The organism is Stenotrophomonas sp. LST15-1-1.1, from assembly GCF_040815575.1.
Classification (GTDB): domain Bacteria; phylum Pseudomonadota; class Gammaproteobacteria; order Xanthomonadales; family Xanthomonadaceae; genus Stenotrophomonas; species Stenotrophomonas lactitubi_B.
In genome coordinates this window covers 237,025-261,716 of record NZ_JBFPNJ010000001.1, presented here as the reverse complement: position 1 = coordinate 261,716, position 24,692 = coordinate 237,025, and the positions used below count along the sequence as shown (strand labels likewise).

Below are 24,692 nucleotides of genomic sequence, written 5' to 3'. Positions count from 1 at the left end.
GGTGGCCGATGAAGGGGGTCTGCAACTGTCCAATGACGGACGAAGAGGGTGTGCGATGACACTGCTGGGATTGCTGGCCATGGGAGTGTGCCTGCGGATCGCGATCAGCGATCTGTACGCCCGCCGCGTGCCCAATACCTGGCTGCTGGCCGCATGCGCGATCGCGGTGCCACTGATCGTCGCCGACCAGTTCACTGCGACGCGCACGACCTGGGCGCCCCACCTGCTGGGCGCGGCACTTGGCCTGCTGGCACTGCTGCCGTTCTATGCGGTGCGCTGGATGGGCGCCGGCGATGTGAAGTTCTTCGCCGTGCTCGGCCTGCTGCTGGGCTGGAAGGCACTGCTGCCGGTATGGGTGCTGGCCAGCCTGGCCGCAGGCGCCCACGCCATGCTGGTGATTGCCGGACGGCAGTTGGCCGGTCACCTGCCGCTGCGCCTGCAGATGCAGGTCAATCGTGCCAGTACGCACTGGAATGGCCACCCTGCCCTGCGCGAGCTGCATGCCGCGCGGCAGGGTCGACAGGGTATTCCCTACGCCGCCTACCTGGCCTTCGCGGCGATTGGCTGGGTATTGGCAACGACTTATGGAGGCGTGGCATGAAAGCGTTCGCACGTCGCCGCCAACGCGGCGTGGCCAGCATTGAATTCGCGCTGATGCTGCTGCTCGGCCTGGTGCCGCTGTTGCTGTTCACCTTTTCCGGCGTGCTGATCATGGCCGCACAGCAGACCCTGGCCACGGCCTCGGCCGAGGGCGCGCGCGCGTCGCTGCGCTATGGCAGCGCCGGCGAGCGTCGCACTGCAGCGTGCCTGGCGGCCCGTCGCTCCATGCAATGGCTGTTGCAGTTTTCCAGGCAGAACCCGGACTGCAGCACTGGCGGCGCCGGTGCCATCGTGGTCTCGCCGCAGACGCCCTGCGCCGGCCTGGCCACGGTGCAATGCATGACCGTGACCGTGAGCTACGACTACAACGCCCACCCCTTCCTGCCCGGCACCGCCACGCTCTATGGCTGGGTGATGGGCGCCCCCATTCGCAGCGTCGCGGTCGCCCAGCTGGACCTTGGCAGCAACTGACGATCGGTACAGGAGAAGAATTCCATGCTCAAGTTGACCCGCATCGCTGCCATCGCGCTGATCGCACTCGCCGTGCTGCTTGCCGTGGTGGCCTTCGTGATCGGTCGCAAGCCTGCGGCTTCGGCGGACAATCCGAGCACGATCGTAAAGGCCGATGCGCAGACCTTCAGTGTCGTTGAAGCCACCGCGCGGCTCCCTGCCGGCGAGCCGATCAGCGCCAACGGTGTGCGGCTGACGCAACGCACCGCAGAAGTGCCGGGAGCAGTGACCGATCTGGCGGCAGTGGTCGGCAAGGTGCCGGTACAGGACATCAGCGAGGGCAGCGCGATTGGCGCCAGCCTGCTCGCGCAGGGCTTCTCGCTGCAGCTGCGGCCGGGTGAACGGGCACTGGCGGTGCCGGTCGATGAGCTGGTCGCGGCAGGCAACCGCATCCTGCCCGGCGATTTCGTCGACGTGTTCCTCAACCTGCGCAGCGCCGCCACCAGCTACAACGGCCAGCAGGACATCGCACAGACCCGTTTGCTGCTGTCGCGCCTGCGCGTTCTCAGCTACGGTCAGCAGGACATCGCGGCGGCCCCCAGCCCTGCCCAGGGTGCGGCACCGGCCACGGCCAGCAACGACTCACGCGCGGCCGATATCACCAATGGTTCCAGCAGCGGCGACAGCAACGGAAACGGCAGCGATGCCACGCAACCGGCACGCACCGCAGTGCTGGCGGTACCGGTGGCCGACGCCAACCGCCTGCTGCTCGGCGCGCAGCAGGGCAAGCTGTTCCTGGCCCTGCGCAATCCCGCCGATACCGGCCTGCCGGACCTGGCGCTGTTCCCGCAGGCACGCGGCGTACTTGACCCGGTGCGCGGCCTGGACAACGAACAGCAGCAGGCTCTGCAGCGACCGGAGAACAACGCCTACGCAGGCCTGGATGGCGACGCACTGGCTGGCCGCGGCAGCAGCGTGCAGCGCAACGCTCACGAAACGCCGGCGCGTGCACCGGTGCAGCGCCGCTCGCCACCGCGACCGGCGGGCATCGAGATCATCCGCGGCGACACCGCCGCCCCCCGTGGCTCCCTTTGACCCTTGCCGAGAGCGCACATGACTGAACGTCGCTACTGCCTACGCCCCTCTGTCCGCCAGCGCTGGCTGGCCCTGCTGCTGGTGCTGCTGGCACCGGGTGCGAGCGTGGCTGCCGACGACCTGCTGCTGCAGACCCGCGAACAGCGGCCATGGACGCTGCCAGCCGACCTGGAACGGGTCGCCATCGCCGATCCCGGCGTGGCTGACATCTTGATGCTGCGTGGCGCACGCCAGGCGTTGCTGGTCGGAAAGGCGCCAGGCACCACGACCCTGCTGCTGTGGCACCGCAAGCAGAGTGAACCGCAGCGCGTGCAGGTGCGCGTGCAGAGTGCCGTGCAGGGCGCCGCCGATACTGGCTCCAACGGGCTGGTGTTCACCCAACAGGACCATCAAGGGCTCCTGCAGGGAACCAGCGACAGCGTGCTGGCGCACATGCAGGAACAGAAGACCGCCGTGATGGCGCTGGGCAAGGACGGCAGCCTGGCCGACGCCTCCACCATCAGCAGCGGCGGCGTGGTGCAGGTCGAGGTCAAGGTGGTCGAATTCAACAAGACCGCGCTGAAGCAGATCGGCATCAACTTCCAGAACCGCAACGGTGGTTTTGCCTATGGATTCGCCCGACCCGGTGGGCAGCTGCCAGGCAACACCGGCATCCTGCCGGGCATGAAGGAAGGCGAGTCCAGCAACGAAAGCGAATCGCCGATCTCCTCGGCATTCCGGCTGGTGTTTGGCTCGACCAAGGGCCTGTGGAATGCCGATGTGGACCTGCTGCAGGCCAACGGCATGGCGCGCGTGCTGGCCGAGCCGACCCTCGTTGCGCTGTCCGGGCAGAGCGCCAGCTTCCTGGCCGGTGGCGAACTGCCAATCCTGGAGCCGCAGGGGCTCGGCACGACCACGGTCACCTACAAGCCCTTCGGCATCGGCCTGACCGTGACGCCCACCGTGCTCTCACCGAGCCGTATTGCGTTGAAGGTCGCGCCGGAAGCCAGCGACCTGGACTACACCAACTCGATCGCGCTCAACGGCGTGCAGATCCCGTCGATCACCACCCGCCGTGCCGATACCACTGTCGAGCTTGGCGATGGCGAGAGTTTTGTCATCGGCGGTCTGGTCAGTTCCACCGTGGCCTCGACGGTCAACAAGATTCCGCTGCTCGGCGACCTGCCGATCATCGGTACGTTCTTCCGCAACTTCGACTACAAGCGCCAGGACAAGGAACTGGTGATCATCGTCACGCCACGGTTGGTACAGCCGATTGCGCGCAATACCGAACTGCCGCTGCCCGGCGATCGCGAAGCCAAGCCGAACATGCCCGAGTGGGGCGCGTGGCTGCTTGGCCCGATCAGCCGCGATCCGGTGCCCGGTTTCTCGCGCTGATCCACATGACGTCTCCGGTACCACGCCCATGCCCTACGCCACTGCCCTGCCGCTGCACCCGCAAGGACCACCGATGAATCTGGTCCTGTACGGGATCGACCGTGAACTGCTGCCGCGCCTGGCTGCCAAGCTGCCGCCGGCCACGGCACTGCATTGGCAGGACAGCGGCGAGCCGACCTCGGCACAGGACCTGCAGCGTGGCCCGCAGAACCTGGTTCTGCTCGACTTCCGCCCGGAGCATGCGTCGGCATCGACGGTGCTTGCCCAGCAGCTGCAGCAGACCCAGCCCGACTTGACCCTGGTGGCGGTGGGCGCCACCAGCGCCGGTCAGGTTGAAGGTGTGGTGATGGCACTGCGCGCCGGCCTGCGCGATGTGCTGGACCTGGACAGTGACAACACCGGCATCGAGGCCGCCCTGCGCCGCGCCCTGTCGCCGCGGCCCGCCGCAAGCGCACAGCAGGCGCACAAGGCGCGGCTGATCGTGCTGCTGGGCGTGCGCGCCGGCGTCGGCACCAGCACCCTGGCTGCACATCTGTCGGTGCTCGCGCAACAGACTCATACCCTGGCGCAAGGCGATGCGGCCGTGCAGGACGGGCTGCTGATGGAGCTGGCGCAGCCGGCCGGCGACCTTGCCCTGTACCTCAACCTTGACAGCCGCTTCCACTACGAAGACGCGCTGCGCAATGCCAGCCGCATCGATGCCACGCTGGCGCGCACCGCGATGGCCCGGCATTCCAGCGGCCTGGTCCTGCTTGATCGTGCCAGCGGCAGCGATGCATTGCCGCCGTCCGACCCTGGAGCGCTGCTGCAGCGCCTGCGCAGCGTGTTTGCCAGCGTGCTGTGTGATGCTGGCGGCTGCCCGCTGCGGCAGTTGCCGCCGCTGCTTCTGGACCAGGCAGATGAAATCTGGCTGGTGGCCGACGCCTCCATCGCCACGCTGGTGTCGCTGGACCACGCCCTGAAGCACCTTTCCGGTCAGCGCGATCGCGAGAAGCGCCTGCAGCTGCTGATCAACCGCCACGACGACAACAGTGGCATGAGCCCCGAACAGATCGCGCGCCGCTTCGAGCTGCCGCTGCTGGCCACCCTGCCTGAGCGGCCAAGGGTGCGCACGGCCGCCAGCCATGGCCATCTGCTGCTGCAGGATGCGCCGCGCGACCCGTACCTGCGTGCCCTCGCCCCGCTGGTGCAACGCCTGGACCCGGCTGCCTGCCCGGTCCAGGCACATGGCCTGCGGGAAAGACTTGCCCTTGCCCTGGGTGGATCGCAATGGAAGACAAAGTGACCCCGTTCCCGCACGTTGTCGCCCGCAACTCGGTGCCGGAGCATGCACCGGGCAGCCTGCCGTTCGCACAGACCGAGCAGTACCAGAAGGTGCTGTCGGCCGCGCACGAGCATCTGCTCAACAGCATCGAAGACGAGCGCATCGACATCGACTCCTGGGCTCCTGACACCATCGCCCGCTGGGTGGAGGTGCAGACGGTCAGTTTCATCCAGGAATGGCGCATCCCCATCAACGAAGAAGAAATGCAGGTGGTGGCCGAAGGCCTGGTCAAGGAGCTGACCGGGTTCGGCCCGCTCGATGACCTGCTGCATGACCCCACCATCGAAGACATCCTGATCAATGGCTTCAAGGATGTGCATGTCTCCCAGGGCGGGCAACTCAAACGCGCGCCACAGCGCTTCACCGACGACACCCACCTGCTCCGCATCCTGCGTCGCATCATCGCCCCGCTCGGCCGCCGCCTGGATGACTCCAATCCGATGGTCGATGCGCGCCTGCCCAACGGTGGTCGTCTCAACGCGATCATCTCGCCCTTGGCGGTGGACGGGCCGATGGTGTCCATCCGCAAGTTCCGCAAGGACCCCTTCACCCCCGATGAGCTGCTGGCCAAGGGCACCTTCGATGCACCGATGCAGGCGCTGCTGAAGGCGATGGTGCTGGGCCGTTGCAACATTCTCGTGTCCGGCGGCACCAGCTCGGGCAAGACCTCGCTGCTCAATGCGCTGGCCAGCTACGTGCCGGCCAATGAACGCGTCATCACCGTGGAAGACACCGCCGAGCTCTCGCTCAACCACCCGCATGTGGTGCGCCTGGAGAGCCGCATCGGTGGCGCCGAGGGCCAGGGCGCGGTCAGCATCCGCGACCTGGTACGCAACAGCCTGCGCATGCGCCCCGACCGCATCGTGGTCGGCGAGGTGCGTGGCGCCGAAGTACTGGAAATGCTGCAGGCGATGAACACCGGCCATGACGGATCGATGGCCACCATCCACGCCAACTCGCCTCGCGACTGCCTGTACCGCATCGAGATGCTGGCGGGTTTTGCCGGCTTCCAGGGCAGCGAAGACAGCCTGCGGCGCCAGATCGCCAGCGCGATCGACTTCATCGTGCAGATCTCGCGCCTGGGCAGCGGCCGCCGCGTGCTGGTGTCGATCACCGAAATCACCGGCGTCAGCGACAACCTGATCACCACCCAGGAGATGTTCCGCCACGAAGTGCAGATCGATGGCAGCGGCAAGGAAATCGATCGCTGGATCGGCCTGGGCTTCCAACCGCATTCGCACAAGCTGGAACCGTTCCGGCAGTTGCTGCGCGAATCCCTGTACGGAGACTTCTGAGCATGAGTACCGGCCTGCTGCTGGGTGTGCTGAGCATCGTGTCGGTGCTGCTGGCGCTGGGCGTGTGGTTGTGGGGGACGGCCAACAGCCGCGAACAGCGCCAGGCCTCCCTGCAGCATGCCGAGCAGCAGCTGGCGCGCGGCACCGGCCCTGGTGCCAGTACCACCGCCGACGCGGCGCGGCAGGCCCCGTTGCCTGCACCTGGTCGGCGCACCCTGCCCTGGGACGGACAGCTGCAACGTGCCGGCCTGACGCCTGGCTGGAAGCTGCCGTTGCTGATGCTGCTGCCGGGCATCGCCCTGTCCGCATTCGCGGTGCTTCGCCTGGGCACTGCCTGGATGTTCCCGTTGACGCTGCTGCTGTACCTGCTGGGCTGCTGGCTGTGGCTGATGCGCCGCACCGGCAAGCTGCAGGCGCAGCTGCTGCACCAGCTGCCGGACTTCCTCGATAACCTGGTGCGCCTGACCGCGCTCGGCAACAGCCTGCAGGCCGCCTTCCAGGTCGCCTCGATGCAGACCAACGCCCCGCTGCGCGGCCTGCTCGACACCACCGTGCGCTATGCCCGTGGCGGCATGGACCTGGACCGCGCGCTCAACCTGGCCGCACAGCCTTACCGCATGGACGTGCTGAAGGTGCTGGCGGTGGTGATGGGCGTGAGCGTGCGCATCGGTGGCCGTGCCGACCAGATCCTGCAGCGCATGGGCGACTTCATGCGTGACCTCGAACAGGCCCAGCAGGAACTGGCCGCGACCACGTCTGAAACCCGCATGTCGGCCTGGGTACTGGGCCTGCTGCCACCGGCCAGCGCGGTGTTGATGGCGATCTCCAGCCCCGAATTCTTCCAGCCGGTGCTGCACGATCCGCTGGGCCACAAGATCCTGTTGATCGCCCTGTGCATGGAACTGACCGGCGCCTTCCTGCTGTACCGCCTGGCCAAATCGCTATGAACATCCCCGTCCACGCAGGAGCCATCCAATGAGCGCCAGCATCTGGTTCGTGGCCGCCCTGCTGGTGCTCGCTGCCGGCGTGGCCCTGCTGGGCCTCGGCAGCTGGGTGCGCAGCCATCGCGAGGACCGCAGCGCGGCCACATTGAAGATGGCGCTGCGTCCGCGCGAAAACGAAGATGGCGCTGCCGATGCGCGCAAGGATTCACTTGGATGGCTGGAGCAGTTCGGTCGCGGCCTGAGCGGTGGCCGCCTGGAAGCGGCACTGCTGGCCGGTGAAGATCGCCTGCTGCTGGACCTGGCCGGCTGGAACACCCGCCGCGGCACCGCCATCTACCTCGGCCTGCGCCTGCTGCTGGCGGTGCTGGTGCTGGGTATCGCGCTGGCGATCAGCGATGCCACGGGGCTGTCCAGGATCATGGTGGTGATCGGCGCGCTTGCTGCCGGCCTGTTGCTGCCGAAGTTCGCGCTCAGCGCGTGGGTCAAGCGCCGCCGCCGCGCGGTGAACAATGAACTGCCGTTGTTGATCGACCTGCTTCGCCTGCTGCAGGGCGTGGGCTTCAGCATGGACCAGAGCCTGCAGACACTGGGCGACAAGCTGCGCGATGCGCTGCCGGTGCTGGGCGGTGAAATCCAGGAAGCGAATGCGTCCTACACCCACGGTCGCACGCGTGCGCAGTCGCTGCGGCGGCTGAGCGATGTGTACGGTGACGACGACCTGTCCAGCCTCGTGCAGTTGATCCTGCAGGTGCACGCGCATGGCGGTGCCGTGCAGGAACCGCTGCGGCAGTTCAGCATCCGCCTGCGTGAGCAGCGCCGCAATGCACTGAAGGAAAAGGTCGGCAAGCTCTCGGTGAAGATGACCGTGGTGATGATGCTGACCCTGCTGCCGGCACTGATGCTGGTGCTGGCCGGACCGGCGCTGGTCGCGCTGGCCACTACCTTGTCGAAAATGGGATGACCTTCATGCCTGTCCTGCGCCCCGCCTGCCTGTTGCTTGCCCTGGTTGCCGCCGCTGCCGGCTGCAGCTCCACCACGCCGAAGTACCTGCGTGCGCCGAGCCTGGCCGAGCCGACGCCGGCCCCGCAGGACAGCCGCAACGCCTATCTGGAGCTGATCCAGCGCATGCAGCAGCAGGGCGCCTGGTACGCCTCTCTGGCGCACGTGGATGCCTTCCGCCAACGCTACGGCGATACCCCGGCACTGCGCCTGCTGCAGGCCGATGCACTGCGCCAGACCGGCCAGATCGATGCGGCGCTGGTGTTGTACCGCGAACTCGGCAACGGCCCACAGGCCGCGGCCGCCGCGCATGGCATCGGCCTGATCGCCGCCCACCGTGATGATGACGACGGCGGCGAACAGGCACTCGCACGTGCCACCCAGTTGAACCCCCTGAACACCGACTACCTGGGCGACCTCGGCTATGCACGGCTGCGCGCCGGTCGCTTCGAACAGGCACGCGAGCCACTGGCCAAGGCGCTGGAACTGTCGCCGGGCAACGCCAAGGCCACCGCAAACCTGGCCTTGTGGGCGCTGCTGCGTGGCGACACGGCCACCGTCGAACGATTGGCCCAGCAGGCGAGCTTCAGCGAGCAGACGCGCCGCAGCGTCGAACAGCAGGCACAGCAGATCCGCGCGCGGCTGCAGCAACGCCAGGCAGCCGCCACTGCTGCAGCGGCGGCGGCGACGCGGCCCGTTGCCGCGGCGACTGCCAGCCAAGCCGCCACGGGCCCGCGCCTGGCCGCCGAACCCCGCCGCGATGGCCGCGACCAACGCGAGCCGCCACGACTGCCGCCCTCGATGCTGGAACGCTTCGGCACCACCGACCATCCCACCGGGAACACGCCATGACCTCGACGCCACTGATCCGCTGCCTGCTGCCAACGCTTGCCGGCTTGTCGTTCGCTGCGGTTGTGCAGGCGCAGACGCCGCAGCAGCCGTTGACCGGGCAGATGCTGGGTGGTGCGGCGCCCGCACCGGCAGCCGCGCCCCTGTACAGCGAGCCGCTGGCCACCGTGGACGTATCGCCGGAACAGGCTCCGCCGCCTCCGCCAGTCCCTGCAGCCAGGCCTGATTTCGGCGGCACGCAGCTGCGGCCCAATACCTCACAGATCGGCGACACCACACGCAGCCTGTTCCGCCTGCAGGCCTCCGGCGAGGTAGCCGGTGCCCGCCTGCCGATCCTCGGCGACCAGGCCACATCCAGCTACGCGCGTTACCTGAAGAGCTTCCAGTACGACATCCCGCAGTTCTTCGAAACCGACGTCGCCAAGTCTGCAGGATCCTCCCGGTCCGGACGCTGAGGTCTGCCATGAACCGAGCACGCCACATCAGCTTCAGTCGCCCGCGCGGCGGCATGTCGGTCACCATGATGCTGGTGATGATCGCGTTGCTGGCAATGCTCGGCCTGATCGAGATCGGCTTCCTGTTCTGGGCCAAGCGCGATGCACAGAAAGTAGTCGATCTTGCCGCGCTGGCAGGCGCACAACGGCTGGACCTGTGCAACGCCAGCAATGCCGACAACAGTGCTGCCCGGCAGAGCGCACTGTCGCAGAACCGCTTCCGCGGCCAGGTGCAGATCCAGTGTGGCAACTGGAATGCCACCCGCGGAACGGCTGACCACTTCAGCCCAAGCGTGGACGCCAGCAACCCACGCAACGCGGTGCGCGTCGTTGCCGAACGCGGCGTGCTGCCATTCTTCGGCCAGAACCGCACGTTGCCCACCCTGCGCGTGCATGCCGTGGCCAAGCGCTCGGAACCCACCGCGGTGTTCGCAGTGGGCTCGCAGCTGCTGCGCACCAATGGCAACTCACCGTTGATGGCGACCCTTCGCCTGGTCGGCCTGGACGTCACCAACGCGACGGTCTTGTCCTACGATGGCCTGGCGCAGGCGACCATCACTCCATCCGGGTTGCTGGCCGCACTGGGCATCCCGGTCACCGCCGACCTCAGCGTGGCCGACTTCAACCGGCTGCTGTCGATCAACCGCATCTCGCTGGCACAGCTGGTCAATGCCACCGCGACTGTCGTTGGCCGTGACACCGCCGTCGGCGTACAGCTGCAGGCGTTGTCCAACCTGGTCGGCACCCGGCTGGACATCAACCAGCTCAATATTCTGCTGGGCAGCCAGAACGGGGGCGGCGGCCTGTTCGCGCAGGTGATCTCACCGGATGGCACCATCGGCAGCGCGCTGGAATCACGGGTCAACGTGCTGGATCTCGTCACCGCCGCGATCTCCATTGCCAACGATGGCAATGGCGTGCAGGTGCAGGGCCTGAACCTGCTGGGCATCGACGTCAAGGCCGGCGTAGTGGAGCCGCCGTCGATCGCCATCGGCGGTGTCGGCGCACGCGCCTACAACGCGCAGGTGCGGCTGATGGTGGACGTCGACAGCGACCGCCTGTTCGCGATCGGTCCGCTGCTGAACCTGCTCGGCACCCGACTGCATCTGCCGCTGCACGTGGATGTGGCCAATGCGATGGGAACATTGACCAGCATCCAGTGTGGCGCGGCACCTCCCACGGCCACCGTCCAGGTCGATTCCTCGGTGCTGCGCGCCTGCGTCGGCAAGGTCAACGCAGCCGATCGCTTCTCCAAGAGCAACGTCTGTGACGCGACCCTGCAGAACGAGCAGCTGTTGAAGCTGCTGGGGCAGCCCTTGATCAACGACAGGATCACCCTGCCGGCACTGACCAGCACGCAGAGCCTGACATTGGCCGCCGGCCAGACCGGCTCGACCCGGATCAACCCGCTGGCCGTCGGCACCGCCGTGTCGGATCTGGTCAACGAACTGCTGCGCGTGCTGTCGGGCATGCTGACTCCCTCATCCAAGGGCATGAGCGCAAGCGACACGGCCAAGGCGCTGGCCGATCGTTACCTGGCGGCCGCCTATCCCACGGGGGGGCGCTATGACATCAACAAGATCGTTCCATTTCTACGTGACGGCGACCCCGCTCAACAGCTGAACCCCTTGAACGACTGGACGGTAACCAATGGCGTGCCCTATGCCTGCGGCCTGCTGAACCTGCTGACCTGCCACCGCGACGGTTCGGTCTGGGAAGGTCTGAAGGTGACCGTCACCGGGCAGGGCCTGGGCGTACTGGATGGTGCGCTAGGTGCGCTGCTGGGTGGCCTGCTGATCAACCGCTGCGACAGCCTCATTGGCAACCTGGCCAATTACAACGGATGCATCCGCAACAATCTGGCGGCGTACATCCAGACCGCACCCGCTGGATTCCTCGACGGTCAGAACGGGGGTGGGGTAACCACCCCGGGCAACAACGTGACCTGCAGCGGCCTGCTGTGTGCGCTGCTGAGGCCGGTACTGGCCGCGCTCAAGCCGGTGCTCAACAGCGTCGGCACCCTGTTGACCAACACCCTGGCCAGCCTGCTCGGGCTGGAACTGGGCCGCACCGATGTCAGCATGCAGTCGATCCAGTGCAGCTCGGCGCAGCTGGTCTTCTGACCCGCGTGGGCGCGGGTTGGCGGCGCCCGTGCCCATGCTAGACTCGCGGCGGGGAACCACTTTCAACTCAACCCACACTACATCCGTGGATGGTCTAGACATGCGAGAAACTTCAGGGGGCACCGTCTTCGCCCGGTATCCGCGCGGCGCAGCTCTGCTGGCCGTGGCCATGATCGTGGTGGCGCCGTCGGCGCTGGCCGCACGTGGCGATCGCACTGCCACCGTCGAGCCGGCCAAGGCCGCACCGGTGGTACGCAACACCGTCGACGAACTCAAGCAGTTGATGGATGCGCAGCAGCTCACCGAGCTGCGTACCACCTACAACGGCAACTACGGCGCCAGCCTGCTGTTCAACGCCAATACCCTGACCTACTACGTGGCCCTGTTCCAGGAGAAGAACTTCTGGCGGGTGATCAAGACCGATGCCGTCGACAACGCCGAGCGTGTCTACCGCACCTTCGCGCAGCAGTCCGAACAGCTGGCGCAGGTCTACATCGACACCACCCGGCTGGAAGCCGGCAAGCGCTACACCGAGCGCCTGGTGGCCTACAACGAAGAACGCCTGCGCACCCTGCAGCAGGAAATGGAACAGCAGCAGGCGCAGTCGGCGCAGGTCAGTGCAGCGCTGCAGCAGGCCCAGCAGCAGGCGGTCAGCCTGAGCACCGACGTGCAGAGCACCAACAGCCAGCTCGATGCGCTGCAGCGCCGGATCCAGATCCTGCAGGCCGAACAGGGCAACCCGGAGCTGAGCCTGCCCAAGCCGGATGCAGCAGCCGCGCCGGCCGCCGCCAGCGACGGCCGCTGAGGCTTACCCGGCTGCAGACCAGAACGGCACCTTCGGGTGCCGTTTTTCGCTGTGCTCAACGACAGGCTTCGCGAACCGCGTCATCCAGCTGCCTGCGCTGCAGGTAGTCGAGCCTGCGTGGCTTGGCCAGCGTCTTCACCTGCTGCTGGCGCGCCCGATCGCAGGCTTGCGGGTCGGCCGTGATCGATATCAGCGCGCCCTGAGCGCGTCCGCGCCGTGGCGTCCGCGTGGCTGCGCTGCGGGCAGGTCGTATGACTGAAGGCGTCGGCCCACGCGCCCTCGACTCCACAGCAGGCACTTCCCAGCGCCACTCCGCCCGACCCTGGCAGGGCGTCTGCTGGTAGACCGGCTGATCACCATCGGTGCATTTGTAGACGTTGGTCTGCGCCATTGCGACAGCCGCCAACAGCAGTCCAGGCAGCACTCCCCATATCGTCATCTTCATGACTGGCCCTCGCGCGTCCGATGACCATGGTTGCCATCAGTACCGGCCTGCCGCCAGAGCGAGTCGCGTCAGCGCAACGAACCCGTCAATCCGCCACAGCCGTGCAATGCACACGGCGCATCGTGCGCTGTACTGCCGCAGGCGCCGGCGAACCCGCAGGCGTCTTCCCTCCCTTCCGCCAAGGAACCTCCAATGAGCAATTTCGTGACCGTCAATGATGGCGCCCGCATCTTCTACAAGGACTGGGGCACCGGCCAGCCTGTCGTATTCGCCCATGGCTGGCCGTTGTCGTCCGACGCCTGGGACCCGCAGATGCTGTTCATGGGCCAGAACGGCTACCGCGTGATCGCCCATGATCGCCGCAGCCATGGCCGCTCCAGCCAGACCTGGGACGGCAACAACATGGACACCTACGCCGACGACCTCGCTGCGGTTCTGGATGCGCTGGACGTGAAGGACGCGATCTTGGTCGGCCATTCCACCGGCGGTGGCGAAGTGGCCCACTACATCGGCCGCCATGGCAGCACGCGCGTGGCCAAGGTGGTGCTGGTCGGCGCCGTGCCGCCGTTGATGCTGAAGACCGCCGGCAATCCGGCCGGCACGCCGCTGGAGGTGTTCGACGGCATCCGCAAAGGCACCGGCGGCGACCGTTCGCAGTTCTTCAAGGACCTGGCCACGCCGTTCTTCGGCGCCAATCGTGATGGCAACAGCGTCACCGAAGGCATGCGTGATTCGTTCTGGCTGCAGGGCATGCTGGGCGGCGTGAAAGGCCAGTACGACTGCATCCACGAGTTCTCGGAAGTGGACTACACCGAAGACCTGAAGAAGATCGACGTGCCGGCCCTGGTCGTACACGGCGATGACGACCAGATCGTGCCGTTCGACGCCTCGGCCAAGCTGTCCTCGCAGATCATCAAGAACGCCGAACTGAAGGTGTATGCCGGTGCGCCGCACGGCCTCACCCTTACCCATGCAGATCAGTTCAACGCCGACCTGCTGGCGTTCGCACGCAGATGAGGTATCGCGGCGGCGCTCCGGCGCCGCCGCTCCTGCGGTCGTGCCGGCCGCTGGCCGGCAACCGCATCAACGCCGCTCGAAACCGCGTTCAGCCGGCCAGCGGCCGGCTCTACCACGGGGCCATCAGATGTCGCTGTGGTGATGTGGCGCCGCCGCCGGCAGCGGATCATGGCCGCCGACGAAATGACGCACCACCGGGGCACGCTCACCGCGGTGCAGCGCGCGCAGCGCCTCCTGGATCGCCTTGTCGTCGGCGGTGATGCGCTCATGCTGGCGCAGGTGCTCCAACCACGACGCCGCCACGAAATATTCCAGATGGATGCCCGGGGTCGCCACATCCTCGACCACGCCCCAGACCACGGCGCCATCGCGTCGACGGATCGCCCCCAGCGTGCGCATCTGCGCCTGGAACGCGGCACGATCGGCGGCATCGATGCGATATTCGATGGTCACCAGCACCGGCCCACGATCATTCGACACCGGTACCGACAGCTCCGGCGCTGGCCAGTGGCCGGCCGGGCTCAGGTTCAGATCTTCGGCACCGGCTATGCGCACGCGCCATACCAGCAGGCCGCCGATGACCGCACCTGCGGCGGCCACCAGCAATGCCAGCTCCGGCGATGTGCGCTGCGCCAGCGCGCCCCAGCTCAGGCCACCGGCCGCCATGCCGGCCGAGAACACCATGATGTACAGGGCAAGCGCCCGCGCTCTCACCCAGGCCGGCACCGCGGTCTGTGCTGCAATCTGCAGCGAAGACAGTACGGTGATCCAGGCGAAGCCATTGACCAGCATCACGAGCGGCAACACGTACCAGCTGCGGGTCAGGGCCAGGCCGGCCAGGCTTGCAGCCAGCGACAAGGTGGCCAGCAGCACCAGCAGGTCGCGGTCGAGCTTCGCCCGCAGCTTCGGCAGCAGCAGTGCGCCGCCCACCGCACCGATGCCGATGCAGCCCAGCAGCACGCCATACTGCCCTGCCCCACCGTGCATCTGTCCGCGCACCACCACCGGCAGCATCGCGTTCATCGCTGCGGCAAAGAAGAAGAAACCAGCCGATTTGATCAATACCGCCTGCAGGCGTCCGGCACGGCTGGCATAGCGCAGGCCTGCCTTCAGGCCAGCACCGAATCCCTCCGGAGGCAGGCTGGACGCCTTTGGATCGCGCTTCCAGCCCCACACCACGAACAGCATTGCCGCAAAGGTGATGGCGTTGAACCCGAAGGCCCATACCGCACCCAGCTGGGCCACGATCACGCCGCCGATGGCTGGGCCGATCGAACGGGCGATGTTGATGCCGATGGAATTGAGTGCCACTGCCGAGGCCAGCATCGGCTGCGGCACCAGCTCGGAGACGATCGCCGCCTGCGCCGGCATCGCCATCGCCGCGCCGCAGCCCATGCAGAAGGTCAGCAGCACCAGCAGCTGTGGCGTCAGCAGATCCATCGCCGTAAGCATCGCCGTCACTGCCGCTACCAGCAGCATCCAGCCCTGGGTGAACAGCAGGTACTTGCGGCGATCGACGATGTCGGCCAGGGTGCCGGCCGCCAGCGCCAGCAGCACGATCGGCACGGTGGTGGCGGACTGCACCAGTGCCACCATCAACGCCGAACCGGTGCGTTCGGCCATCACCCAGGCGGCGGCGACGTCGTTGACCCAGGTACCGATGTTGCTGGCCAGGATCGCCAGCCAGATCGAACGGAACATGCGGATCTTCAGCGGCGACCAGGCGCCATCGGCCTGTGGGGAGTGTTGTGACGCGGATGCGTTCACCATTGCCATGCTCCAACGATTGAGGCGAACAGCGTGTCCCGGCCACCGGCCTGCTTCAGTGCAGGGCCCGCATCGACCCAGGCCAGCTGCAGCTGCCATTGCCAGCGGTCATTGACCTGCCAGCGGGTTTCGGATTTGTACTGGGTGCCGATGCGGCGTGCGCCACCGGTACTGCCGGGCAGCGCAGCCAACGGTGCCGGCGTGGTGTAGACCGCATCGGCGCGCCGCTGCTTCCAGGCCAGCTGTACACCCAGTTCGGTGGTCACCGCGTCATGCAGGCGCAGCGCCAGTGTCGGTTGCAGATCCATCAGGTTGGCCGGTGCCAACAGGCTGGCTTCGCTGAAATAAGCGGATTTGGGAAACAGTGCATTGAACGTCCCGAGCCGGCCATCTCGCGGATCTGCATCGCCGCTGGCGATATCGGCTTTCAGGCCCAGGCGCGGTTGCAACGGCAGCTCTGCCCAGCGCCAGCCGGTATCGGTGGCCAGGGTCCATGCGCGGATGTCCAGATCGCCGGTCACGGCCTTCAGCTCACCACCCTGCACCACCACTTCGGTATTCCAGTCCAGCGCACCGGACTGACCGAACCAGCGCGCGCCCAGGGTCTGCCGCCGCTCGGTACCGCTGCCTGCGGCGAAGCGCGCGCCCTCGCGACGATAGTCCAGCAGATAGAGATCCCACTGGCTGCTGCCTGCACCCTTCGCCGTCGTGGCATACACGCCGATCAGGTGTGCACCGCGCTCACCGCGGTCATCGAACGCACCCGCGCGGTTCTCCACCGGGCGCAGCGCCATCAGGTCCAGCGCGCCCAGCCGGCCCTGCCAACCTACCCGTGCACCATCAAACGCCAAGCGGATGTTCGGCCCGTCGCGCACCGACAGCAGGCGCGAGCTGCCATAGCCCGCTTCCTGCCTGCCCAGCTGCACGTGCATGCCACCAGCAGCCCAGCGCCAGTACGCCTGCTGTACGTCCAACGCACCGCGATCGGTACGACCTGGACCGCCGGCCTTGCCGCGCTCGGCATGTGCACCCAGCTGCAGCTTCGCCTGCCAGTCATCGCGGGCGAAGGTGGCCGACGCCAGCGCACGCAGCAGGCCGTAGCCATCCTCGCCGCCACCAACGCCGAACCGGGTCGGGTCGTAGTACATGCCACGCAGGCGCAGCGATGCATCCCACTGCCACTGGCCATCGCCAACTGCGGTACAGGCGCCACCGTCGCAGGCCAGTGCCAACGACGGCAATGCCAGTGATGCCAGGGTCAGAACGCGAAGCACGAACATCCCATCGCGCCCCAGAAGGCGGTCAGGTCATCGGTTGGCGCGGCATGGCGGGCCGCATGTCCGTGCGCACCATGGGTGCTGCACGCTGCGCCGTGATGATGATGGTGGGCCGCCGCGAGGCCAGTGGCGGCGCCGCCGACGTGGTAGCCACCGAACCGGTTCACCGGCGACCAGTCCGGCATTGCTGGAGGCAGCTGCGGCGCCAACCCGGCGTAGTCGCCGTCGCCATGCACGATGCGGCCACCCACCACGGTCAGCAGGCTGGTGATGTCGGCGATCTGCTGCTCATCGACGCGGAAGAAGTCCGCCGACAACAGAATGAAGTCGGCCAGCTGGCCCGCCTTCAGCGTGCCCTTCACTGCTTCGTCGCCGGAGAACCAGGCACTGCCCTGCGTCCACAAGCGCAAGGCCTGCTCACGTTCCAGCAGGTTTTCATCACCGTACAGGGCCAGGCCACCGACGGTGCGCCCGGTCACCAGCCACGACAGCGCCACCCAGGGGTTGTAGCTGGCCACGCGGGTGGCGTCGGTACCGGCGCCGACCGGCACGCCCTCGGCCAGCATCCGCTTCACCGGTGGCGTGTGCCGCGCCGCCTGCACGCCATAGCGCTGCACGAACGCCTCGCCCTGGTAGGCCATACGGTGCTGCACGGCGATGCCGCCGTTCAATGCGCGGATACGCTCGATGTTGCGCGGGGTGATGGTCTCGGCGTGGTCGATGAACCAGTGCAGGCCATCGAACGGCACCTCGCGGTTGACCTGCTCGTAGACGTCGAGGATGCGGCTGATGCTCTCGTCGTAGGTCGCGTGGATGCGGAACGGCCAACGCTTCTCCACCAGCAGCTTGACCACGTCGTGCAGTTCCGGCTCCAGCTCCGGCGGCAGCTCCGGGCGCGGCTCGTTGAACAGTTCGAAATCGGCTGCGGAGAACACCAGCATCTCGCCGGCACCGTTGTGGCGCAGCAGGTCATCGCCCTGGCGCGGCTGCAGCATCTCGCTCCAGCCGCGGAAATCGCTGACCTCGCGGCCCTTGTTCTGGGTGAACAGGTTGTAGGCGATGCGCACGGTCAGCTGCTGGTCGCGGTGCAGCTGCTCGATGACCTGGTAGTCCTCGGGGTAGTTCTGGAAGCCACCGCCGGCGTCGATCACCGAGGTGATGCCCAGGCGGTTCAACTCGCGCATGAAATGGCGGGTTGAATTGGCCTGGTATTCGATCGGCAGTTTCGGCCCCTTGGCCAGCGTCGCATACAGGATCAGTGCGTTCGGCTTGGCCAGCAGCAGGCCGGTGGGATTACCCAGCGAATCGCGCACGATCTGCCCACCGGGCGGATCAGGCGTTTCCTTGGTATAGCCGCAGGCACGCAGCGCGGCGCGGTTGAGCAGCGCGCGGTCGTACAGGTGCAGCAGGAACACCGGCGTATCCGGGGCGATGTCGTTCAGTTCCTGCAGGGTCGGCAGGCGCTTCTCGGTGAACTGGGTCGCGGTGAATCCACCGACCACGCGCACCCACTGCGGCGCGGGCGTGCGGTCAACCTGCGCCTTCAGCATCGCCATCGCATCGGCCAGCGAACGCAGGCCGTCCCAGCGCAGTTCCAGGTTGTAGTTCAAGCCGCCGCGGATCAGGTGCGTATGGCTGTCATTGAGGCCCGGCACCAGGCGCCGTCCCTGTGCATCGATGAGGGTGGCTTCGCTGCCCCAGTCGCGCATGATCTGTTCATCGCTGCCGACGGCGACGATACGACCTTCCTGCACGGCCAATGCCTGCGCATGCGGTTGCTGCGGGTCGAGGGTGGTGATGCGTGCGTTGCGAATGACCAACGTGCTCATGCGGCGCTCCTTGGAAGGGGATTCGATGGCCGCGGCGGTACCGCCAGCCAGTCCCAGCGCCAGCGCGGCACCGGTGGCCAATACCACGTTGCGACGGCCAGGATCGAGAGGGTCGTTGCTCATGCGATGTCTCCAGAAAGAACCAGCCCATCCACCGCCCATGCACCGGGCCCGGCCAGGGCGATGGCCAGCAATGCCAGCGTCCACAACAACGGATACTCGGCACCGCCGCGCATCCAGAACCAGCCTTTGGGCAATGCCAGCAGTGCGGTGAAGGCGATGAACGCAGCAGCGACAAGCGCGGCGATCCGGGCCTGCCAGCCCAGCATCACCGCAGTGCCGGCCACCACCTGCAGCAGCGCCAGCAGCAGTGGCAGCGGGGCCGCCGCAGGCAGGCCGAAGCCACGCAGTTCGCCGGCGAAACCCGCCAGCCCAGGACCGTTGAACCAGCCGAACAGTTTCCCCAGCGCGTGCGGCAGCAGGAATCCTCCCGCCGCCACCCGCAGGATCAGCAAGGCCAGGTCAAGGCCATGGCCGTCGCGCACGCTCAGTGCCCGCCTTCCTGCGCGCCGAACATGGTCTTGGCGTACTGGATGCCGACGCCATAGCCGCCCGCATGGTCGCGGGCGATGCCGGTGGTCAGGTCGTAGGTTTCACCGCGCGCCCAGTCGCGCTGCAGTTCCAGCAGGTACTGCACGCTGGTGATCGGCACTGCACCGGCCTGCACCATGCGGGTGATCGCGCGTTCGTGCGCCTCTTCGCTCACATCGCCGCAGGCATCGGTGATCACGTATACCTCAAACCCCTGCTCCAGCGCCGACAGCGTCGGGCCCACGATGCAGACGCTGGTCCACAGCCCGGCCAGCACCAGCCGACGCTTGCCGATACGGTTCACCTCATCGATCACCGGCTGGTCTTCCCAGGTGTTCATCGAGGTGCGATCGAACACCGTCTGGCCCGGGAAGATCGCCGGCAGCTCCGGGAACATCGGGCCGGAGAACGACTTCTCGGCCACCGTGGTCAGCAGCACCGGCACGTTGAAGCCCTTTGCGCCCTTGCTGATCAACGACACGTTGTTGCGCAGCGCGGAGATGTCGATGGTGTGGGTGGCGAACGCCATCTGCGACTGGTAGTCGATCAGGATCAGGGCGTGGTCGGTGGGTGACAGCAGTGCGTTGGCGGGGGTGGCGGTGGCGAGGCTCATGGGTGGACTCCAGTGGAGGAAACAACAAGGGGAAGCGCGAGCGCCGCATCGCCGGCCAGATACTGGCCGGGGCTGCAGCCGGTCTCGGCGCGGAAGCTGCGAACGAAATGGCTCTGGTCGAAAAAACCCAGATGCTGGGCCAGGCAGGTCATCGACTGCCCGTGGGTCGCCAGCAGCTGCCGCGCGCGTTCAATGCGCCGTCGACGCACGTAACGCAGCGGGCTGATACCGGTGCCACTGCGGAACAGGCGCACCAGATGGAAACGGCTGACGCAGGCGACCTCGGCCAGCTCGGTGACCCGCAGCGGCTGCGACAGGTGCTCATCGATGTAGCGCAGCGCACGCTGCAGGGCGGCCGACTGCTGGGGCGCCAGCATGGGCGTGGGCTGGGCGGGCGAAAGAACGGTAGCCATGCTCGGACGCGCAGCGGGGGTGGCCCATGGTGCGGCGCCGCCCGTCGGCGCCCTACCCCCAACGGTCGAGGTCAACACTCACCCGATCGGGGGAGGCGGCCGTCGCAGGCGTCGGCGGCCGAACAGCCGCGCGTCCAGCGAATAGGCGCCCGGTCCCAGCAGCAACAAGGCCAAAGGCAGCAGCGACCATGGCAACGCCGCGCCCTGCCAGTAGAGCCCCGGCACCGCCAGCGCAACCGCCAGCGGCGTCAGCAGGCCAGGCAACAGCAAGCCCGTTGCCGCCAGGCACAGCCACCACGACCCACCTGCAGCGGTACCTGGCAGCAACAGCGCGCTGGCCACGCACATTCTCAGCCACAGCAATCCCAGGCCCGGGCCGCGATCGGGAAACATCACATACAAGCGCTGCATCGCCGGCCTCCATCATCCATGTCGGCGTGATAGCCGACCCCGCTGCATCACGCCTACCCCATTCGGGTCACCTGCGCCTGCCCCGCACCTGCCAGAATGCGCTTCATGCGTGGCCACATCTTCCCTCTCCCGCGTCGCCTGCCGGCGCTGCTGTCGTGCCTGCTGTTGTGGATCGCCCTGCCCGTGCTCGCTGCACAGCATCCGGTGATCAGCGACGGCATGCCCGGCTACCAGCACACCGCGTGGCGGGTGGGCCAAGGGGCGCCCGGCGATATCTGGGACATCGCCCAGGATCGTGAGGGCATGCTGTGGCTGGCGACCGGCTCGGGCCTGTACCGCTTCGACGGTCGTCGTTTCGAACGCCAGGCGGCGCCGGCCGGGGCCAGCTTCCCCTCCACCAACATGGTCACGCTCGGCCTCGACGGCGAGGGCGACGGCCTGTGGATCGGCTATTTCCAGGCGGGCATCAGCCAGTTCTCGCCGCAGCGGCTGCGCAGTTTCGGGCGAGCGCAGGGCGTGCCGGTGGGCGTGGTCCCGCGCTTCGCGCATGACCACAACGGACGCCTGTGGGCAGCAGTCAATGGTGGCCTGCGCTGGTTCGACGGACAACGCTGGCAGGCGCCGGCCGCCGATGAAGGCGTGCCACAACGTCGTGTGCAATGGCTCCTGCAGGACAGCCACGGCACCTTCTGGGTGCTGGCCGACCTGCGCATCTGGAAGCGCCCGGCGGGAAAGACCGCATTTGAGAACACCGGCATCGCGGTCTCGCAGATGGCGTCCCTGGTGGAAAGCCCGCAGGGCGAGATCTGGCTGGCCGACCGCATCCGCGGCACCTCACCACTGGCCAACGCGCAGGGGCTGCTGCCCCCCAGCGAACGTGAAGCGCGGCGCATGCCGGACCTGATAGCCGCGCGACTACAGTTCACTGCCGACGGCGCACTGTGGGCCACACTGAGCCCGCACGGTGGCGTCGCCCGCGTCACCTTCGAAGGTCAGCGTGCCGTGCGCATCGAGCGCTTCGACACGCCACAGGGCCTCACCGCGACCTCGGCGGTGCCGGTCATCGCTGACCGCGAAGGCAACCTGTGGGTCGGCACCAACCTCGGCCTCAACCGCTTCCGCGCACGCAGCGTGCAGACGCTGGCCGTCGGCCCCAGCGATCCTTACCGCTCGCTGGTACGCGGTAGCGACGGCCGCGTATACGGCTATGGCGAAGACCTCAAGCTGTTCGACCTGCAGCGCCCGCTGCTTGCCGAAAGCGCAGCGCAGCTGCAGGCCGCCGCGCAGCGGGCGCCGACCCCGATCTGGCAGTTCGACTGGATCAACCTCGCACGCACGGTCGGCGGCGACACCACGCGTATTCCACTACCCGCTCCATTCACCGGCCAGCCGCTGCATGCCCTGCTGTTTGCCGACGATGACCAGGCCTGGGTCTGCGCCGGCGAGCAGGCGGTGCTGCAGTACGCGGATAGCCGCTGGCGACGGGAGACACGGCTGCCCGAACAGGCCTGCTCGTCGCTGGCGCGTGCCAGCAACGGCGCGCTGTTGCTTGGCTATTCCGACGGCACGCTGCGCCGCTTGGATGCCGCATCGATCAGTACGTTCGGCGCAGCACAGGGGCTGTCGGTCGGCCCGATAACCGCGCTGCTGCAGCATGACGATCTGCTGCTGGTTGCCGGTGAGGCGGGTCTGGCCGCGCGCGTCGGCAACGGCCGGTTCCTGCCCGTGCGCACCAACACCACCGGTATCCTCGAAGGCATTACCGGCATGGTCGCCGATGCGCAGGGGCGGCTCTGGCTCAACGGCAGCCGCGGCCTGGTGCGGCTCGAAGTCGCGACCCTGCGCAGCGCACTGCGCGACGGTCAGCCGGTTGCTCCGCGCCTGTTCGATGCCGTCGATGGCATGCCAGGCATTGCTCTGCAAAGCGGCCCCATCCCGACCGCCGTACTGGCCGCGGACGGCCTGCTGTGGCTGGCCACCAATCAGGGGCTGGCGTGGCTGGACACCCTGCAGCCGCACATCAACACCATGGCGCCCGGGGTGCGCATCGGCGACGTGCTGTATGGCACCACCCAGACGCCGTTGCAGGAGGGATTGCGCCTGCCGGCCGGAACCTCCCAGCTGCAGATCGACTATGTCGCGCTGTCGCTGGCGCGGCCCGAGCGCAACCGCTACCGCTACCGCCTGTCCGGCGTGGACGAAGGATGGCAGGACGCCGGCGGCAGCACGCGCGCGTACTACACCAATCTGGCCCCGGGGCATTATCGTTTCGAGGTGGAGGCTGCCAATGAGGACGGCATCTGGAGCCGCGCGCCAGCCATCCGTACCTTCCGGATCGCGCCCACGTTCCTGCAGAGCGTCTGGTTCAAGTTGCTGTGCGTGACGCTGGTGCTGGCCGTACTGATGTTGGCCATCCGCATCCGCAGCGGCCAGCTCGCGATGCTGTTCCGCGCCCGCCTGCAGGAGCGCAACGGCGAGCGCGAACGCATCGCACGCGACCTGCACGACACCCTGCTGCAGGGCAGCCAGGGGCTCATCCTGCGGTTGCACGCCATCAGCCAGTCCGCGCAGACACCGGGGCCGGTGCGCACCCAGCTGGAGGCGGCGATGCAGTTGGCCGAACGGAATCTTGCCGAAGGCCGCGAACGGGTCAACGCACTACGCGAAGGACCGTTTGCCGGTCGCGACCTCGCCTCGGCGCTGGCCGATGTGCACGCCGAATACGCGGGCCAGGGCACCAATCCGCTGCGCCTGACCGTGGAAGGCAGCCCTCCGCCCCTGCAGACCGATGCTGCCGAAGAGGTGTTCCTGATCGGACGCGAGGCCATCCGCAACGCGTTGCGACATGCGCAGGCCAGTGCCATCGAAGTGGAGCTGTCCTACGGCACCCGCTGCTTCCTGCTGCACGTACGCGATGATGGTGTCGGTATTGCCGACGAGGATGCCGGCCGCGGTCACTGGGGCATGCAGGGCATGCGCGAGCGCGCACAGCGGCTGGGCGCGGAACTGCAGCTGTGGACCCGACCGGGACTGGGCACCGAAGTGGCGCTGTCCGTGCCGGCCCGCCGCCTGTATCACCGCCGTCCATCGCGCTGGCGCCGGCCCTGGAGCAGACCCACCCATGACTGAATCCCTTCCTCCCATCGGCGTACTGGTGGTTGATGACCATCCCCTGCTGCGCGATGGCCTGGCGGCATTGCTGAGCACGCACACGGACCTGCGCCTGCTCGGCGAAGCGGCCGATGGCGAAGAGGCGCTGGCCCGCTACCAGCAACTGCAACCGGATGTGGTGCTGATGGACCTGCAGATGCCACGCATGGACGGCGTGGAAGCGATCGTGCGGATCCGCGCCCTTGATCCACGTGCACGCATCATCGTGCTGACGACCTACCGCGGTGATGTGCGTGCGGTGCGAGCCCTCCAGGCCGGCGCCAGCGCCTATCTGCTGAAGGACACGCTGCGCCACGAACTGGTGGACACCATCCGCACCGTGGCCAGCGGCCGCCGCGCACCGATACCGGCAGAGGTGGCGGCCAGCATCGCCGCGCATGTCGTGGAAGACCGGCTGTCGCCGCGCGAAACCGAAGTGCTGCGCCACGTGGCGGGCGGCCTGTCGAACAAGCGCATCGGCGAACGCATGCAGATTTCCGAGCAGACGGTGAAGGCGCACATGAAAAGCCTGATGGACAAGCTGGGCGTCGGCGACCGCACCCACGCGGTCACCCAGGCGCTGCGCCGCGGAATCATCAGCCTGGATGACACCGGTCAGGATTGAGGGGGTTCGGCCGGGCTGCGCCCGGCACCCGCCGAAGCAACGTCAACGTCAAAAGCGGGCTGCCCGTGGGATGGCGAGGTGGGTCCGGTTGCGGGGGACGCCGTAAATACGTCCCTGTAGGCTTGGCCGCGGCATCCATGCCGCGGACACCCCCGCAACCGGACCCACCCCGCCTTCGACAGATCTCCGCGATCTGCCC

At 67.5% G+C, this 24,692-nt stretch carries 23 protein-coding genes; 15 read left to right on the top strand and 8 right to left on the bottom strand.

The genetic code is table 11. From position 1 onward, the window contains the following. The first annotated feature begins 55 nt into the window (after window positions 1–55). The 12 genes from MRBLST15_RS01270 to MRBLST15_RS01215 all read left to right on the top strand — a co-directional run bounded on the left by MRBLST15_RS01270 (window position 56) and on the right by MRBLST15_RS01215 (window position 12,355). Window positions 56–601, top strand: coding sequence for an A24 family peptidase (locus MRBLST15_RS01270; RefSeq protein WP_367784784.1), 546 nt, complete (start codon window positions 56–58; stop codon window positions 599–601). After that, window positions 598–1,071, top strand: coding sequence for a TadE/TadG family type IV pilus assembly protein (locus MRBLST15_RS01265; RefSeq protein WP_367784782.1), 474 nt, complete (start codon window positions 598–600; stop codon window positions 1,069–1,071). Before MRBLST15_RS01270 ends, MRBLST15_RS01265 begins: the two co-directional genes overlap by 4 nt. A 24-nt stretch (window positions 1,072–1,095) precedes the next feature. After that, entirely contained in the window at window positions 1,096–2,145 is a 1,050-nt protein-coding gene (gene cpaB / locus MRBLST15_RS01260) for a Flp pilus assembly protein CpaB (protein WP_367784780.1), read from the top strand. Between the two features lie 18 nt (window positions 2,146–2,163). Beyond that, a complete protein-coding gene (locus MRBLST15_RS01255; protein ID WP_367784778.1) occupies window positions 2,164–3,522 on the top strand; it encodes a type II and III secretion system protein family protein in 1,359 nt (452 codons plus the stop codon). 28 nt (window positions 3,523–3,550) lie between these two features. Then, a complete protein-coding gene (locus MRBLST15_RS01250; RefSeq protein WP_346560069.1) occupies window positions 3,551–4,807 on the top strand; it encodes an AAA family ATPase in 1,257 nt (418 codons plus the stop codon). Next, complete coding sequence (locus MRBLST15_RS01245) at window positions 4,792–6,141, top strand: CpaF family protein (RefSeq protein ID WP_180167321.1); 1,350 nt, start codon at window positions 4,792–4,794, stop codon at window positions 6,139–6,141. The genes MRBLST15_RS01250 and MRBLST15_RS01245 overlap by 16 nt, the downstream gene beginning before the upstream one ends. Before the next feature lie 2 nt (window positions 6,142–6,143). Then, window positions 6,144–7,088 (top strand): type II secretion system F family protein, encoded by a 945-nt coding sequence (locus MRBLST15_RS01240; RefSeq protein ID WP_367784776.1) that lies wholly within the window; start codon window positions 6,144–6,146, stop codon window positions 7,086–7,088. A gap of 28 nt (window positions 7,089–7,116) precedes the next feature. Continuing rightward, on the top strand, window positions 7,117–8,046 hold the full coding sequence (locus MRBLST15_RS01235; RefSeq protein ID WP_367784774.1) for a type II secretion system F family protein: 930 nt from the start codon (window positions 7,117–7,119) through the stop codon (window positions 8,044–8,046). A gap of 5 nt (window positions 8,047–8,051) precedes the next feature. Next, window positions 8,052–8,936 carry a Flp pilus assembly protein TadD gene (locus MRBLST15_RS01230; RefSeq protein ID WP_367784772.1) on the top strand — a complete coding sequence of 295 codons (885 nt, stop codon included), beginning with the start codon at window positions 8,052–8,054 and terminating at the stop codon, window positions 8,934–8,936. Further along, the gene (locus tag MRBLST15_RS01225) at window positions 8,933–9,388 is read left to right on the top strand and encodes a DUF3613 domain-containing protein (RefSeq protein ID WP_265953550.1); all 456 of its coding nucleotides are present in this window, start codon (window positions 8,933–8,935) and stop codon (window positions 9,386–9,388) included. Before MRBLST15_RS01230 ends, MRBLST15_RS01225 begins: the two co-directional genes overlap by 4 nt. A gap of 8 nt (window positions 9,389–9,396) precedes the next feature. After that, window positions 9,397–11,550 carry a TadG family pilus assembly protein gene (locus tag MRBLST15_RS01220; protein ID WP_367784770.1) on the top strand — a complete coding sequence of 718 codons (2,154 nt, stop codon included), beginning with the start codon at window positions 9,397–9,399 and terminating at the stop codon, window positions 11,548–11,550. 100 nt (window positions 11,551–11,650) lie between these two features. Beyond that, window positions 11,651–12,355: a DUF2968 domain-containing protein gene (locus MRBLST15_RS01215; protein WP_088100167.1), complete on the top strand. Its 705-nt coding sequence runs from the start codon at window positions 11,651–11,653 to the stop codon at window positions 12,353–12,355. Between the two features lie 55 nt (window positions 12,356–12,410). On the opposite strand, the gene MRBLST15_RS01210 is transcribed toward MRBLST15_RS01215, so the two are convergent. After that, on the bottom strand, window positions 12,411–12,800 hold the full coding sequence (locus MRBLST15_RS01210; RefSeq protein ID WP_312705889.1) for a hypothetical protein: 390 nt from the start codon (window positions 12,798–12,800) through the stop codon (window positions 12,411–12,413). A 192-nt stretch (window positions 12,801–12,992) separates the two neighbouring features. Here MRBLST15_RS01210 and MRBLST15_RS01205 point away from each other — a divergent pair, with 192 nt between their 5' ends. Then, window positions 12,993–13,817 (top strand): alpha/beta fold hydrolase, encoded by an 825-nt coding sequence (locus MRBLST15_RS01205; protein WP_367784767.1) that lies wholly within the window; start codon window positions 12,993–12,995, stop codon window positions 13,815–13,817. A 123-nt stretch (window positions 13,818–13,940) separates the two neighbouring features. Here MRBLST15_RS01205 and MRBLST15_RS01200 read toward each other — a convergent pair whose 3' ends face one another. The 7 genes from MRBLST15_RS01200 to MRBLST15_RS01170 all read right to left on the bottom strand — a co-directional run bounded on the left by MRBLST15_RS01200 (window position 13,941) and on the right by MRBLST15_RS01170 (window position 20,718). Beyond that, window positions 13,941–15,587, bottom strand: a complete 1,647-nt coding sequence (locus tag MRBLST15_RS01200; protein ID WP_265953539.1) for an MFS transporter — start codon at window positions 15,585–15,587, stop codon at window positions 13,941–13,943. After that, window positions 15,581–16,864, bottom strand: coding sequence for an alginate export family protein (locus MRBLST15_RS01195; RefSeq protein WP_367784765.1), 1,284 nt, complete (start codon window positions 16,862–16,864; stop codon window positions 15,581–15,583). Before MRBLST15_RS01195 ends, MRBLST15_RS01200 begins: the two co-directional genes overlap by 7 nt. Next, the gene (locus tag MRBLST15_RS01190; protein ID WP_265953564.1) at window positions 16,843–18,690 is read right to left on the bottom strand and encodes an amidohydrolase; all 1,848 of its coding nucleotides are present in this window, start codon (window positions 18,688–18,690) and stop codon (window positions 16,843–16,845) included. The genes MRBLST15_RS01195 and MRBLST15_RS01190 overlap by 22 nt, the downstream gene beginning before the upstream one ends. A 119-nt stretch (window positions 18,691–18,809) precedes the next feature. Further along, window positions 18,810–19,235: a DoxX family protein gene (locus tag MRBLST15_RS01185; protein WP_180167332.1), complete on the bottom strand. Its 426-nt coding sequence runs from the start codon at window positions 19,233–19,235 to the stop codon at window positions 18,810–18,812. A gap of 2 nt (window positions 19,236–19,237) precedes the next feature. Continuing rightward, on the bottom strand, window positions 19,238–19,894 hold the full coding sequence (locus MRBLST15_RS01180; protein ID WP_265953535.1) for a hydrolase: 657 nt from the start codon (window positions 19,892–19,894) through the stop codon (window positions 19,238–19,240). Beyond that, window positions 19,891–20,271, bottom strand: coding sequence for a helix-turn-helix transcriptional regulator (locus MRBLST15_RS01175; RefSeq protein WP_312705894.1), 381 nt, complete (start codon window positions 20,269–20,271; stop codon window positions 19,891–19,893). The genes MRBLST15_RS01180 and MRBLST15_RS01175 overlap by 4 nt, the downstream gene beginning before the upstream one ends. 114 nt (window positions 20,272–20,385) lie before the next feature. Beyond that, window positions 20,386–20,718, bottom strand: coding sequence for a hypothetical protein (locus MRBLST15_RS01170; protein ID WP_099818750.1), 333 nt, complete (start codon window positions 20,716–20,718; stop codon window positions 20,386–20,388). Window positions 20,719–20,814: 96 nt separating this feature from the next. Between MRBLST15_RS01170 and MRBLST15_RS01165 the strand changes: the two genes are divergently transcribed. Together MRBLST15_RS01165 and MRBLST15_RS01160 are read left to right on the top strand one after the other, a co-directional pair. After that, the gene (locus MRBLST15_RS01165; protein ID WP_367784761.1) at window positions 20,815–23,847 is read left to right on the top strand and encodes a sensor histidine kinase; all 3,033 of its coding nucleotides are present in this window, start codon (window positions 20,815–20,817) and stop codon (window positions 23,845–23,847) included. Then, window positions 23,840–24,493 carry a response regulator gene (locus tag MRBLST15_RS01160; protein ID WP_165377408.1) on the top strand — a complete coding sequence of 218 codons (654 nt, stop codon included), beginning with the start codon at window positions 23,840–23,842 and terminating at the stop codon, window positions 24,491–24,493. Before MRBLST15_RS01165 ends, MRBLST15_RS01160 begins: the two co-directional genes overlap by 8 nt. Window positions 24,494–24,692 lie beyond the last annotated feature (199 nt).

Excerpts from the sequence above, each read along its gene's own strand:
- MRBLST15_RS01270 (WP_367784784.1), top strand. The coding sequence starts at position 56 with ATGACACTGCTGGGATTGCTGGCCATGGGAGTGTGCCTGCGGATCGCG.
- MRBLST15_RS01265 (WP_367784782.1), top strand. The coding sequence starts at position 598 with ATGAAAGCGTTCGCACGTCGCCGCCAACGCGGCGTGGCCAGCATTGAA.
- cpaB (WP_367784780.1), top strand. The coding sequence starts at position 1,096 with ATGCTCAAGTTGACCCGCATCGCTGCCATCGCGCTGATCGCACTCGCC.
- MRBLST15_RS01255 (WP_367784778.1), top strand. The coding sequence starts at position 2,164 with ATGACTGAACGTCGCTACTGCCTACGCCCCTCTGTCCGCCAGCGCTGG.
- MRBLST15_RS01250 (WP_346560069.1), top strand. The coding sequence starts at position 3,551 with ATGCCCTACGCCACTGCCCTGCCGCTGCACCCGCAAGGACCACCGATG.
- MRBLST15_RS01245 (WP_180167321.1), top strand. The coding sequence starts at position 4,792 with ATGGAAGACAAAGTGACCCCGTTCCCGCACGTTGTCGCCCGCAACTCG.
- MRBLST15_RS01240 (WP_367784776.1), top strand. The coding sequence starts at position 6,144 with ATGAGTACCGGCCTGCTGCTGGGTGTGCTGAGCATCGTGTCGGTGCTG.
- MRBLST15_RS01235 (WP_367784774.1), top strand. The coding sequence starts at position 7,117 with ATGAGCGCCAGCATCTGGTTCGTGGCCGCCCTGCTGGTGCTCGCTGCC.
- MRBLST15_RS01230 (WP_367784772.1), top strand. The coding sequence starts at position 8,052 with ATGCCTGTCCTGCGCCCCGCCTGCCTGTTGCTTGCCCTGGTTGCCGCC.
- MRBLST15_RS01225 (WP_265953550.1), top strand. The coding sequence starts at position 8,933 with ATGACCTCGACGCCACTGATCCGCTGCCTGCTGCCAACGCTTGCCGGC.
- MRBLST15_RS01220 (WP_367784770.1), top strand. The coding sequence starts at position 9,397 with ATGAACCGAGCACGCCACATCAGCTTCAGTCGCCCGCGCGGCGGCATG.
- MRBLST15_RS01215 (WP_088100167.1), top strand. The coding sequence starts at position 11,651 with ATGCGAGAAACTTCAGGGGGCACCGTCTTCGCCCGGTATCCGCGCGGC.
- MRBLST15_RS01210 (WP_312705889.1), bottom strand. The coding sequence starts at position 12,800 with ATGAAGATGACGATATGGGGAGTGCTGCCTGGACTGCTGTTGGCGGCT.
- MRBLST15_RS01205 (WP_367784767.1), top strand. The coding sequence starts at position 12,993 with ATGAGCAATTTCGTGACCGTCAATGATGGCGCCCGCATCTTCTACAAG.
- MRBLST15_RS01200 (WP_265953539.1), bottom strand. The coding sequence starts at position 15,587 with ATGGTGAACGCATCCGCGTCACAACACTCCCCACAGGCCGATGGCGCC.
- MRBLST15_RS01195 (WP_367784765.1), bottom strand. The coding sequence starts at position 16,864 with ATGTTCGTGCTTCGCGTTCTGACCCTGGCATCACTGGCATTGCCGTCG.
- MRBLST15_RS01190 (WP_265953564.1), bottom strand. The coding sequence starts at position 18,690 with ATGAGCACGTTGGTCATTCGCAACGCACGCATCACCACCCTCGACCCG.
- MRBLST15_RS01180 (WP_265953535.1), bottom strand. The coding sequence starts at position 19,894 with ATGAGCCTCGCCACCGCCACCCCCGCCAACGCACTGCTGTCACCCACC.
- MRBLST15_RS01175 (WP_312705894.1), bottom strand. The coding sequence starts at position 20,271 with ATGCTGGCGCCCCAGCAGTCGGCCGCCCTGCAGCGTGCGCTGCGCTAC.
- MRBLST15_RS01170 (WP_099818750.1), bottom strand. The coding sequence starts at position 20,718 with ATGCAGCGCTTGTATGTGATGTTTCCCGATCGCGGCCCGGGCCTGGGA.
- MRBLST15_RS01165 (WP_367784761.1), top strand. The coding sequence starts at position 20,815 with ATGCGCTTCATGCGTGGCCACATCTTCCCTCTCCCGCGTCGCCTGCCG.
- MRBLST15_RS01160 (WP_165377408.1), top strand. The coding sequence starts at position 23,840 with ATGACTGAATCCCTTCCTCCCATCGGCGTACTGGTGGTTGATGACCAT.